Below are 12,404 nucleotides of genomic sequence, written 5' to 3'. Positions count from 1 at the left end.
CGCGGTACCTCAGCACCATGTTGTTGAAAATCCTCAAACGCTTGTTACGTTTTTCCGGCTCATGCTCATAGAGAACAATAATCTTGGCGCGTTGAAGTTCAGCATATTCATCGAACTTGGATTCTTCCTTGAACGTACGCATAACCTCTTCATCAACATCCGCCTCATCAATCTCTTCTTTCGTGGGTGGCTTTGAGGAGGCTTCATCGGCGGGTTTTTCCGGGTCGGCTGCTCCCCCGTGCAGTAACTTCGTAATATCATTGTAGCGACGCAACCTGCCTTCCGGCGTCATTCCTGCCAGTTCGCGTTTGTCTCGCGGGGTGAACAATTCGCCCCGCTTACCGAATTGTTCTCTGAGTTCCCCCTCAATTGTCGAGAGCGACACTTCTTCTTCGACGGCCTCCGGACTGACTTCCTTCTGCCTTCTCAAGGCAGCCAATTCCCATTCGTCCTGAAGATACTCTTCCTCGCGAATATTCAATGCTATCTCGATGTAGTTTTTCTCAGAGACTGTGAGCGGCTTGCCCTTTTTCCTTTCTTCAAATGCGAAGGCAGCTCTGATCCTTCTGAGCAATGCTTCCCTTCTTCTGGCCTGATAATCTTCTTCAGAAAGCCCCGCCTCAAACTCAGGAATCGGTGCGACCTTGTTCAGATGCTCTATCAGCACTTTTGTATCCTTTGGATCTGGCATCGCCATGAGCGTTCGAACGACCCAGAGGATGAAATGGAGAACAAGCGGTCCAAGCAGGACAATGGTGTACATAATTGTCTTTGCCGTTCCCTCTTGGGGCCCGTACTCACTTAAGATATTGGAAGCTATAAACAGGTAGATCAAATAGACTATTAAGCCACAGCCTGCTTTCCGCAATTTCCATTCAGTCCTGGATTCCTTCATGTCATACGCTCCTCTGTCCCTGATTCGTGACTCCGTCATTCCACGCCAGTTCAGTCTCTTCCATGAGAGGCGAAGACTTCACCGGCCAGGTCAAACCCGCCGCCTTGCGGACCGCCCTGCTTTCACGGGACAGCTTGGTCCACTGAGGAAAGGTGAAATGCACGGAGTCGCGGCTCCGGCTGAGTGACTTTTCAGGTTCACTCAATGATACTTTTCCGTTCATGATCCGGATTCGGTGTTACCCAAACATGTTGAAACAGCGTCTCCGGACGTTTCAATTCAAACGTGTCGAGAGAAGCAAACCAGAAAAGAGTCGAGGTGGCGATGGCCTTGCCAAAAGACGGAAACGCGCAGAGAATATTGGCAATCCGTCCTCTCTCGGACAACGTACCCGCTGTCGCGCCGGGCGCGACAAACAGGACTCTGAAAGATTTAATCGGCTGCATGGGCAAGGGGCTTGACTCCCCCAGCGTGGCTCCGTCAGCGGCCGCAACTCCCGCCACCGTACCGTCAGGCAACGTCCGATACAGGTAGCGGGGAGTACCCTTCCACACTCTTCGATAGAACATGAACCCATAAACCTTCTTGCGGATATCCGAGCGGTCGCCTTTGGCGACAATCGGCATGGTGCCTCGATCCAGTTCCAGAAAGTAATGCGCCCGACCCTTGCCTTCGACCTCAATGCCAAAAAACGCGTCGGGATAAACCGAAAACTTTCGCTCCTCGCCTTCCCAGTCCTCTCCCCATATCCAGTCCTGTAAAACATTGCCCTGTTCCCAAAACAGGATCCTTACCTTTCCGCCGCTCGCCTGACACGCCAGTTCCAGAATTACTCGAAAACGCGCTACGGCCAGAGCGTGTTGAATGAACGGCGCTTTGACCCGGTTAGCCTCCACGATTTCGCCGACCTGAGCTACGGTGACTCCTTCCTGAGCCGCCACCGCTTCCGCGCTGGCCCGGCCAAGGCCGTAGGCAATTCGCGCTCCCCCAAAGCCGCGACCCATGGGTCGCGCCAGCGCCTGATGCGGCTCGAGGTACTTAGCTTTCGCCAGTTGCCGCAGGCGCTTATAGAGCGCCTTTTCCCCGAATCCGTACCGACGCGGTCGGTGCTTGCCGTCAGCGCCGGGTGCCTGCGATTCGGTTTCCCTCTCTTCGGTGACGAATGCCGACATCAGCTCCATGTCCAGAAAGCGGTGCTGGTATATCAGATGCAGAATCTGCAGGTCCCGATCGTGCAATGTAAGTGCCTGGGAACCGCGGCGCTTCCGGCTGCGTGTAGTCTCCATTGTCTTTTCTTCGTTCATATAATCATTTCTTCAACGTCCGGCCGTGCCGGACACCATCTCCTCGCCCCCCTTTCGTCGGAGGCCGAAAGTCCCGCCGGAGGCGGGACGCCCGCCCCGTAAAGCCGATTCGCCTCTGGCGGAGACGGCTGAACGGATGGCGGTTCGAGCCGCCCGACTACGCCCGCTTCGCCGAGCCCCTCCTCAGCCATATGGTGCGGGGCGAGGCCAAGGAACGTGACCGGCTCCGCCGGTCGCGTGACGCAGCCGCGCCTTCCCCCGGTCCCTGTCCTGCTTCGCCTACTGGCTGTCACCCAGGTCTACCCATTACAGCCAAGAAGCAGGAGAGGCGGGAAGTCGCGGGGAGGGGGCGTAGTCGGGCGGTGAGGCGAGTGGTGATTCCCCTGTAAACCAGCCACTTACTGGACTGGAAAAGTAGAATTGATTCAACATCCATTCTACTTTTTTATAATCGGCAGTCAGGCCGATTATCTCCAGTCCCACAGGGGGAATCGCGATCTCGACCGAAACCGACCGACGAAAGGGGGGCGTCTTTTTCTTGTCTTTAAGCCGCCGGTCAAGGGCGGCGTTTTCCTCCGGGCACCGGCAGTCAGAGCCGGTGCTCTGTTCAGGACGTCCTGCGTTTGCGGCAGTAGTAGCAGAGGCTGCCGTACTCCACCCTCCGGTGGCAGATTTCGCATTTCGGTTGCCGCCGAAATCCGGGCCGAAACGGACCCGGGCCGGCACGGATCAGCTTCTTCTTCATCTGCCGTTCCGGGGTCTTGTAAAGGTGCGGCTCATGGCCAGAAACGTCATACCGCAGGCCGCGGCGTCAAAAGCGTTCTGGAAGTAGCGCTCGCGCCACTGGCGGTTAGATTCCAGATATACCCGCAGTTCCGGGTATCTGACGGTCACGGTCCGGGCCAATTCCCGCTTGGTGGCGTTGCCGTCTTTGCAGACGACCTTGCGCACGGTACGCGGGTCGAGCTCGAACACCCGGATACGGTGCCTTCGGGCGATATGCCGTATTTTCCCGATAACCAGCGTCAGTTGCAGGTTCTGCCTGATTTGCGAGAAGTTGTTCTTCTCGATGACGACCGCCTGCGGCCGCTTCTGATCGAGAAGCAGTGTGACTACGGACGTGACGGCGGTGAACACGTCCCCGCCGTTCCGGCGGTACCAGAGGTCCCTGACGCCGAAATCGTCCAGTGTCTCCCCGATGAATCCGGCGTACCCCAGGTGCCTAGTGCCCGGGTCGATGGCCAGCAGGCTATTTCGTATCTGCGGCATACTTCTTGACGAGGAAAGTGAATAAGGCGAGTCGGGAACGTTTGACCTTCTCATCGGGAACGCTGAGCGCGGCGCGGTACGCGGCTTTGACTCCGCTGTCCGAGTATTTCCGGCAAAGAATCTGATAGGTGGCGAGATTGTCGGTGTCGAGAAACGCCTGAGCAATAGTACGGGCGAGTTCGTTGGCTCGCTCACTGTCTTCAGCGCTCCTCGGAGCAGTCGATCCGGCTTTGGCCGCGGGGATGTTTGTTTTCATGTTGGTTTACGATTAACGATTAGTATTCGATGCGGATGTCGTAGCGTTTCTGTCTGCGGATCACCTCCTCTCTGATGGCGCGGAAATGGTCGCCGAACAAAATCTCTACCGGGCAGCGAAGTCCGGCGGAGAGCCTAAGGGCCGTATCCAGATTCGGCACACGCTTGCCCGCTTCCCATTCCCAGACGTGCTGCTCATCGCGGATACCGACCAGACGCGCCACGTCCCGCAGCCGGAGATTCCGCTGTTTGCGAAACCTCCGGATCTGATTCTGGGTTGTTATCCAGTCCGTGCGGGACATCATACGTTTGTTTTTGCTTTTTGTTTTCCCACGTTATTCAGCGTAGACCACTGCTCCTGCTCGCTCAATACCCTCCGGGGGAGGTAGGCTGTGCATAACCGAAGAAAAACCGAAACAGCGGGGTAAAAAAATATCCCCCTGTTCGCACGCTGTCTTCGGATACCGCAGATTGAGTTTGGGAAGGTCGACGCTGAATGGTCATCCTACCCTGCCCTGCCGAATCCGGCAAGGGGTCGCTTCGTCCACAGGTTTTGCCCATTCCGGGAATGCTTCGCAATTAGCAAGGACGTTGACAGATGCTCTCATCTGCGTCAGGCTTAAGACAAAGGGCACATTTGCGACTTTATCTTTTCTTTAGAATTTCTTTAGAAAAATTTAATGTCGGGTGTGCTACAATAGTCTCATCTAATCCTAATCCCATAATTCTATGGAAAACCAGCCCCAGGCGGCCCCTCATGGGTCAAAAAGCGCCATGTGGATCATCATCCTCGTGGTGATCCTAATCCTTGCCGGAGGAGCATACTACTTCCTCTCACAGGACAATGACACCAATACCAACAATACGAATAATGCGAATGCTGGCGTGAATTCGGCTGGTAATGTCAACGGAAACACAAATGCAGTAGCTAACGCGAATGCCATATCTAATGTCAATCAAACGGCAAATACTAATGCAGCTTCAAATTCGGATGGTAATGCCAATACCGCAAGTACTAGTGACTGGATCACATACACAAATGATGAACTCGGAATGACCTTTCGATACCCAGCAGAATATGGCGATGTGGTCTTGAGCATCAGTGCGGGAACTTCGGGCAGCAAGTTCTCCGGCAATTTCAGTAATCGAGATACTCTCCGATTTGGCGGAATGACATCAGATTACTCATTCCCAAGCGAAGGCGGACTACTGCATACGCAAGGGTTCCAGCTAGAAAATGAAAAGTATTATTTCCTCGCATACACTGCGGACAAACCGAATCAGCGCATTGAGATTGTGCCGCTGAAAGTGATCACCACTACGGCCGGCAACACTGGACTCTTGGTCAATGTAAAAGATCTGTTCCCAACTATCGTCGGCAATCCGATTGGAGCCCTTTTCAAACTTTCGAATCAGGAATACCCTGGGATCGCCTTTCAGAACTCTGACGCCAGCGTGGTCAGTCAAGCCGACTTTGAAGCATTACTATCAACATTTTCCTCCCTCTAAATCAATCAGACAGACTTAACAAAACACCAACTGCACCTTTTACAACCCAAACACTGAGGCAACACAGTTGCGCTGCAACACTTGTGCTCAGAAAGGAGTATTGTCATGACAAAGAGTGTTACACTGTTTGTCCGAGCGCTGCTAATTACAATTGTTGTAACAGGCAGGGCTTTTGCAGGTGATACGTGGTTATTCACGTATCCCCTGGATTCATATCACAATCCGCCCACTTGTGATTTTGACTGTCACGTCTATGACGAAGAGTTTCCTCGCCCCGGCGGTACTGACTTTGGCTGTTCTCCGGGCACTGCTGTGCTTGCAGCCGAAGACGGCACTGCGACGGTGGACGACGATGGTCAAGAAGGGTACGGTCTCCACGTAACGTTGACACATGGCTATGGATACACCACTATCTATGCGCATTTAAGTAGCGTATCGGTTTCGAATAACCAGTACGTTGCCCAAGGTTCAGCAGTCGGTGCATCCGGCAATACTGGTTGGTCGACCGGACCTCATCTACATTTCGAGGCTCGTCAGAATGGAGTGCCTCTCGACCCGTACGACGCAAATAAGTGGCTCTGGGCCACAACCCCACCGCAACTCTACTCAGAAATTGACTATGTCGGAAGTTACGTCGGCAAGTCTCACGGCACGACGCTTGAACTGTCACCAAGTTCAAGCGTCAATTGCTGGATTGATTTCCGGTGCACGCCTCCGCTCTATTGGAGCAGCAATCCCAGTAGCTCACACTATGTAGCCCTTCACTCCGTAGCTAGCAACTGGACGGACATGGAGGACTCCCCGTTAATAACGGGCTCTAGCAATCTTCTAGACGATGATGGAAGCACCGCTGATCCAAATGGTGTTGCAAGATTCAGCTTCACTATAACGGCTCCGAGTACACCTGGGACGTACACATTGCGAACTCGTGTTTATCACCCGCACTCGGGATCCTTCATTTCCGGTACCGGCAGCAACATGACATTCACAGTCGAAGTCATCGACCCCGATCCGGAGCCAGAACAGACATTTACGCCTTTCGTGGGTGACTTCAATGGTGACGGCAAGTGTGACATCGGCCTGTACGGGACCAACCCCGGGCATGTCTATGTCAGCCTGCGCAACGCAAGCGGCACCGCCTTCATCAAGAACAACACGCCCTGGAAGCAATACTGGGTCGGCTCGAATAACGTCAACTTTGAGGGAGACTTCAATGGTGACGGCAAAACGGACATCGGTGCCTACAGCTTGAGCCCAAACGCGCACTGGGTATGTTTGAGCAATGGCTCAAGTGCCTTCACGTATACCGGAGCACCGTGGATCGAAGACTGGGCCGGTGCAAATAACACTGAGTTTCGGGGTGATTTCAACGGCGATGGGAAGACGGATATCGGATCATTCAGCTTAAGCCCCAATAAGCACTGGGTGGCTTTAAGTAACGGTACCAGTGCCTTTACCTACACCGGAGCTTCCTGGATCGATAACTGGTCTGGTCCCAACAACCATGAGTTCTTCGGTGATTTTAACGGCGATGGGAAAACGGATATCGGTTCTTATAGTCTGTCACCAAACAAACACTGGGTGGCTCTGAATAACGGCAGTAACCAATTCGTGTATACCGGTGCGCCGTGGATTCAATCCTGGGCGGGTCCGAATAACATCGAGTTCCAGGGTGATTTCACCGGAGACGGGAAAACGGACATCGGGTCATACAGTCTGTCCCCGGATTCTCATTGGGTTGCCCGGAGCAACGGTACCAGCGCCTTTATCTACACCGGTGCTTCATGGATCAACCTGTGGGCCGATGAAGACAATGTGGAACTCGTTGGTGACTTCAACGGCGACGGATACGACGACATCGTTTCCTACAACCAGAGCATCGGCACGTGGTGGGTGGCCTTAAACCAGCACAACTACACATTCGTGTACGACGGCAACCCCTTAACCGACTGGGGTGTCGCCGGCGGCAGCCCGAAAGTCGCTACCGATGTCGATGTGAGCCTTCCCGGGTCGTTTGCCCTCTTCCAAAACTACCCGAATCCCTTCAATCCGGTGACGACCATTTCGTACTCGCTGCCTGAGGCAACACACGTGAAGCTCGAGGTGTTCAACATCCTCGGTCAGCGGGTGGCTCTGCTCGTCAACGGCGACCTGCCTGCCGGTAATCACACCACGATGTGGGAAGCCGACAAACAGGCCTCCGGCATCTATTTCTACCGGCTGCGCACGGAGGACGCAATCGAAACGAAGAAGATGCTGCTTCTCAAGTAATGTTCTTGCCAATTCCAACGACCCCCGTCCATCTGCGGACCGGGGTTGTTTTTTCATTCCTAGATCTCCGGTACTCCCCCGATCTACGGGATGACGTATGCCGAGACACCATTCGGCCCGCACACATACACCCTGCCTGCGCTGTACACTGCGTCGGCGGAATAAGCGCCCTTGTCTGCACGCAACAGGTTGAACTGGTCGTCACACAGAAGTACGCCCCCGCTGTAGCGTCCGAGGAAAACGAAAGCGCTCCCGGCAGCGGTCATGTTCGTGAGACTGAAAGTCGTGCCGCCCAAAAGCGGGAATCCGGAGAACAGCTGCTGCGAACGTATCAGCGCGGGAGACGCCGGATTGGAGACATCAACCTCGGCCATCTTATTGCCGCCGCCGGTTTCCCAGAGATAGACTCTGTTGTCATTGAGACGCATCAGGGGCGAATACAGACCGGGATTCACAGACATGTCCAGACGTCCGGTAACCTGCATGTTACCCCGGGAGAGTGTCCATAGCAGCCCGTTCTGCCCCGTTTGAGTACATGAGCCATAAGCGTAGAAGTGACCTGCGCCGAAATCCCAGAGAGAAATCCCACCCGTCTGACAGGTCGGCTCGACAACATCCTTGCGGACGGTGTCGAGCGGCAGGAATGAGTTCGGCCCGCTGATGCGGTAGAGGAACGCGAAGCCGGACGTCTGCGCAAGCAGCGTATCACCGGTGATACAGATACCGGTGAATTCCCAATAGTCCCCCCAAATCTGCGAGTTATTCCAAGGTGACTGCAACAATCCCACGGGATTGGGGTTTGCCGGATTTACCACGTCAAACACTTCGACGACGGATGATCCGTTTGCGGCACCGTAAAAGCAGGCGTACAGCAAACTGCCGCGTTTTGCGAGCGCCCGGCCTCCGTAACCGGCAGGAGTCTTGGTGGAGGTGTTTTCCGCCGCATGTGAGCCGATCAAACGGATGGTGTCAGCATTTGATATATCAAAAATGAAAAGCGACCCGCCGCGCCCGCTGGCGTAGAGGTAGGGCGATTCCAACAGCACATAGTCGGCTCCCGGAGTGGAGAGCGAGTACGACTCGACGGGAGTCCACGTGCTGTCGGGCTTGTCGGGCGGATCGTTAGTCCCCTTGTCATCGCTGCACGACCACAGCAGCGCCGAGAAACACAGTGCCAGCGCCGTTCGTTTCATGTTCTTCCTCCTTGTTTGAGTCTCCGGCTATATGCCGATTTTTTTCATAGTTCTGGCGTAATTGGCTTTCACGTCGGACAACCCTTCCCGGCCGTAGAGGTCGAGGGTGGTGGCCTGGCTCGAATGCCCCAGTATCGAGGACAGGGTCTCGATGCTTCCCCCGGCGTCTTTCCACAATCGGGCAAAGGTGTGACGGAACAGATGGCAGGTGAGCCGTGTCTTGCGGGGATCCGGATGGACGATACCCGCCCGCCTTCCCGCGTTTTCCACGATACGGTTCAGCTGCCTGCTGCAGAGCGGGCCCTTGAATCTGCTCAGAAACACTGGCCCAGCGGGGCGACCGTCCAGACAGCTTTGAAGCAAGTCCGCCAGTGCCGGTGTGAGCGGAATGAGACGGCACTTTCCGCCCTTGCCGGAACGCACCACCAGGAGATTTTCGCCGAGCCTGAGATCCTGGATGTCGAGCGAAACAACCTCCGCCCGGCGCATGCCGGTTCCGGCCATAAGCGCCATAATCGTCCGGTCACGCACCGAAGGGGTCGCGTCCAGAAGCCTGCGCAATTGTGATTTGGTCAGGTGGTATTCGGCGGTGTGGCTCCTCGGGGTTGCCGAAGCGGAGGGTGAATATCGCTTTCTTAGAGAAAGCTGACGTAGGATTGGCATAATTGGTTCGTGAGAGAATGAGCCGCTTTTCGGCTGTGGTTAGAGTGGGATTGCGGGTGTGAGAATGAAAAAAACCGGACGGATAAGGCGCAGAGAATCCCAGGGCGAAGAGAGCAAGCACTTCACGGAAAACCGCGAAACTCCGCTTATGTCAGAGAAGATGGGACGGGACGGACTTGACGGGGAAGGTCACTTTCCTCTAAGATTATGACGTTGGAGCTGGAAAGTCAACCGAAAAACGGAGATTTCATTATCCACAGAGACCTGCCCAGCCTCCTCCTCCGGCGGTACTACTGCATATGAGACTTCTGCTGGCATACTGCAGCAGTATGTCGCTAAAACAAAAACACATAGAGCAGTTCAGGACCATTTTCGAGAAAGAATACGGGCGGGTACTTGCGGATGAGGATGCCTGGGAAATGGCCTCCAACGTACTGGATTACGCACGTCTCCTGCTGGAAATCGCGGAAGAGCAGACCAATCACGAGGAGACCGAATTGCCGAGGCCCGCTGATCAATGCCACGATAACCGAAACTATCATCATCAGCCCGTATGGAAAACATAGCCATTTATGCCCGCAAATCGACCGAATCTGAAGACCGACAGGTTCTTTCCATAGACTCGCAGATTCGGGAATTGAGGCAGTACGCCCAGGCCAAAGGGTGGACCATTGTTTCGGTATTCTCGGAGAGTAAGTCGGCTAAATCCCCCGGACGGCCGGTATTCACCAAACTCATGGAATCCGTCCAGGCGGGTAAGTTCGACGCCATCCTCTGCTGGAAGCTGGACCGTCTGGCTCGCAATCCCGTGGATGGCGGCGCGCTCATCTGGGCGCTCGATGAAAAGACGCTGCGAGCTATCTTTACCCCTCAGCGCGAATTGGCCAATAATGGGAATGATAAGTTCTGGCTTCAGCTCGAATTCGGCATGGCCAAAAAATATGTGGACGATCTCTCGGACAATGTGAAACGTGGCAATCGCGCTAAACTGGAACAGGGGTGGCTGCCGCAGTGCGCTCCGCTTGGCTACAGGAACGACAAGGAAACGAAGACTATCGTCAAGGATCCCGAGCGATTCGCGATAGTGAAGCGGATGTGGCAGCACCTGCTGACCGGCCAGTATTCCGTGACTGAGATTCACCGGAGAGCTACCGAAGAATGGGGTCTCACCAATGGAGTCCGAAGCAACGGATACGGCCGACCACTGGCCCGGTCAGCAATACATTACCTGTTCCGCAATCCGTTCTACTACGGGGCGCTCCGATACAATGGACGGCTGTATGTCGGCGCGCACCAGCCGATGATCTCCAAGAGGGACTTTGATAAGGCTCAAAGGATTCTCGATGCCGAGTCCGCGCCAAAGCCGCACCGACATTCGTTCACGTATACCGGGCTGCTTCGGTGCGGTAACTGCGGAGCGGCGATTACCGCCGAGCATAAGCGGAATCGATACGGTCATCGGTACATATACTATCACTGCACGCGTCACCGATACCCTTACGACTGCACGGAAAAAGCTATCGAGGAAAAGCAATTGGAAAAGCAGCTTGCCGATTGGGCCAAATCCATCAGCCTACCTAAGGGATTTCTCAAATGGGCACTCGCGGCAAGCGATGAAATGGACCGGGACGCCGGAGCCGCATTTCAGTCAGAGAAGCCTGAATTGCGGCGAAAGCTCTCCCTCGTCCGGAGTGAATTGGACGAGTTGCTCAATATGCGGCTTGCCAAGTTGATTGATGATGACGAATTCGCCAAACGAAAGGCCGCTCTGAAGGAGCGAATGGCCGTATTGCAGGAGCGCATAGACCGCCCCGAGCAGACGATATCGCAGCGGCGAGCCACACTTGAGCAGGTTTTCGCCGCAGCCGAAAATGCTCACACCGTTTTCAATTCCGGGTCAAAAGACAGAAAGACGCGTCTCTTGAGGGCTTCATGTTCGAACCTCAGGTTGCACGACAAAAAAGCGCTAATAACAGCGCGTGAACCATACCGAGAGATTCAAAAGTCGATAGAAATCGCGACAGCGAAAAACGTCATGTTCGAACCTCAAATCCTCGGCCAACTACAGCCGAGGAGACAGGCTGCCTCACGGGCATTTTCAATCTGGTGGGGGCTAGTGAAAAAAGTTCGAACCTTTTGCCCCGGATAATTGCCTAAGATTGCAGCAATTGCTGTCTATTCTACCGCAAAATGAGCCATTTGTAAAGCTGAGGCCAAAATATGTTCAGTCCAAGTTAAACCTACCATACGCCCATGTCGGGGTTGACAAATTTCGGCACTGTGGTAGACTGCCAAGTCTTTCGGTGTCAGCAGAAAGTTTTGAAATAGAACTTTCGCAACTGCTACTGAAAGGAGCCAGTCGTGGATCCCGAAGATATCGCCGAACTGAGGAAGCTCAATATCATGCGGGCACTCGGCAGAGAGTGGCGTGAACGCAATCAGGAGAAATTCCTGGCCTGGGTCAAAACCAAATGCAGTGAAAAAGCCGCTGCCATCATCGAGTGGTACACGGACCATCTGCTGAAGCGCTATGCCTGGGAACAGAAACGTCGAGAAGAACTGGAGCTGATTCTCGCTGAGCATCATCCGGAACTCCTGCCCCCGCCGCCACCGCCGCTGCAGCTTCCGGACCTGCCCGCGAAGTGTATCAGGAAAGCGGGCTGATGTTCCCGTCAGGTACGCATCAAAAGCCAGACCCCCGGTCTGGCTTTTTCATTGCCGACACAGAATGTCGGTTCAGAATCAACACGAATAAGCTGCTTACATACCGGCTCAAAATGGCAACTTCATGGTACTGGCGGCATACCGCATGAACATTGCAGTCTCCAATCAGTAATGGCTATAGCTTGGATGCCGACAGTTGTCTTCTAGCGTCAATGGTCAGGTAACTCAAATTGAGGTGCTTATCTTGATTTACGCTTGCTAATCGTGCCGGAATCGATTGCAGTCGCTTGTCCCACTTCTTACCGTCTCGGTATCGAATTACCAAGAACCAGCCATTTTCTACTTGATCACTTCTCATATACGCTGGCAACTGACGCTCAA

The 12,404-nt window shown here is 54.4% G+C and carries 13 protein-coding genes; 5 read left to right on the top strand and 8 right to left on the bottom strand.

Going from position 1 to position 12,404, the window contains the following annotated elements; translation table 11 throughout:
• The 5 genes from RBT76_15585 to RBT76_15565 form a co-directional block, all read right to left on the bottom strand.
• The coding region (locus tag RBT76_15585) for a hypothetical protein (GenBank protein MDX9859206.1) at positions 1–895 on the bottom strand (895 nt) is incomplete at its 3' end.
• A gap of 197 nt (positions 896–1,092) precedes the next feature.
• Positions 1,093–2,199 carry a replication-relaxation family protein gene (locus RBT76_15580; GenBank protein ID MDX9859205.1) on the bottom strand — a complete coding sequence of 369 codons (1,107 nt, stop codon included), beginning with the start codon at positions 2,197–2,199 and terminating at the stop codon, positions 1,093–1,095.
• 741 nt (positions 2,200–2,940) lie between these two features.
• Positions 2,941–3,468 (bottom strand): crossover junction endodeoxyribonuclease RuvC, encoded by a 528-nt coding sequence (locus tag RBT76_15575; protein ID MDX9859204.1) that lies wholly within the window; start codon positions 3,466–3,468, stop codon positions 2,941–2,943.
• Positions 3,449–3,724, bottom strand: a complete 276-nt coding sequence (locus RBT76_15570) for a hypothetical protein (protein MDX9859203.1) — start codon at positions 3,722–3,724, stop codon at positions 3,449–3,451. The genes RBT76_15575 and RBT76_15570 overlap by 20 nt, the downstream gene beginning before the upstream one ends.
• Positions 3,725–3,743: 19 nt before the next feature.
• Positions 3,744–4,028 carry a helix-turn-helix transcriptional regulator gene (locus RBT76_15565; protein MDX9859202.1) on the bottom strand — a complete coding sequence of 95 codons (285 nt, stop codon included), beginning with the start codon at positions 4,026–4,028 and terminating at the stop codon, positions 3,744–3,746.
• 424 nt (positions 4,029–4,452) lie between these two features.
• On the opposite strand from RBT76_15565, the gene RBT76_15560 reads away from it, so the two are divergent.
• Both RBT76_15560 and RBT76_15555 read left to right on the top strand, forming a co-directional pair.
• Positions 4,453–5,232 (top strand): hypothetical protein, encoded by a 780-nt coding sequence (locus RBT76_15560; GenBank protein ID MDX9859201.1) that lies wholly within the window; start codon positions 4,453–4,455, stop codon positions 5,230–5,232.
• Positions 5,233–5,337: 105 nt separating this feature from the next.
• Positions 5,338–7,503 (top strand): peptidoglycan DD-metalloendopeptidase family protein, encoded by a 2,166-nt coding sequence (locus RBT76_15555; protein MDX9859200.1) that lies wholly within the window; start codon positions 5,338–5,340, stop codon positions 7,501–7,503.
• 83 nt (positions 7,504–7,586) lie between these two features.
• Here RBT76_15555 and RBT76_15550 read toward each other — a convergent pair whose 3' ends face one another.
• Both RBT76_15550 and RBT76_15545 read right to left on the bottom strand, forming a co-directional pair.
• The gene (locus RBT76_15550) at positions 7,587–8,696 is read right to left on the bottom strand and encodes a hypothetical protein (protein ID MDX9859199.1); all 1,110 of its coding nucleotides are present in this window, start codon (positions 8,694–8,696) and stop codon (positions 7,587–7,589) included.
• A gap of 27 nt (positions 8,697–8,723) precedes the next feature.
• Positions 8,724–9,359, bottom strand: a complete 636-nt coding sequence (locus RBT76_15545) for a tyrosine-type recombinase/integrase (protein ID MDX9859198.1) — start codon at positions 9,357–9,359, stop codon at positions 8,724–8,726.
• A gap of 299 nt (positions 9,360–9,658) precedes the next feature.
• On the opposite strand from RBT76_15545, the gene RBT76_15540 reads away from it, so the two are divergent.
• The 3 genes from RBT76_15540 (at position 9,659) to RBT76_15530 (ending at position 12,023) form a co-directional block, all read left to right on the top strand.
• Positions 9,659–9,925, top strand: coding sequence for a hypothetical protein (locus RBT76_15540; GenBank protein ID MDX9859197.1), 267 nt, complete (start codon positions 9,659–9,661; stop codon positions 9,923–9,925).
• Complete coding sequence (locus RBT76_15535) at positions 9,913–11,508, top strand: recombinase family protein (protein MDX9859196.1); 1,596 nt, start codon at positions 9,913–9,915, stop codon at positions 11,506–11,508. Before RBT76_15540 ends, RBT76_15535 begins: the two co-directional genes overlap by 13 nt.
• A gap of 212 nt (positions 11,509–11,720) precedes the next feature.
• Positions 11,721–12,023 carry a hypothetical protein gene (locus tag RBT76_15530; protein MDX9859195.1) on the top strand — a complete coding sequence of 101 codons (303 nt, stop codon included), beginning with the start codon at positions 11,721–11,723 and terminating at the stop codon, positions 12,021–12,023.
• A gap of 175 nt (positions 12,024–12,198) precedes the next feature.
• On the opposite strand, the gene RBT76_15525 is transcribed toward RBT76_15530, so the two are convergent.
• Positions 12,199–12,404: hypothetical protein (locus RBT76_15525; GenBank protein MDX9859194.1), on the bottom strand; the 206-nt coding region annotated here is incomplete at its 5' end.

It is taken from the genome of Candidatus Zixiibacteriota bacterium (assembly GCA_034003725.1).
Classification (GTDB): Bacteria; Zixibacteria; MSB-5A5; order GN15; family FEB-12; genus WJMS01.
This window is presented reverse-complemented; position numbering and strand designations above follow the sequence as displayed.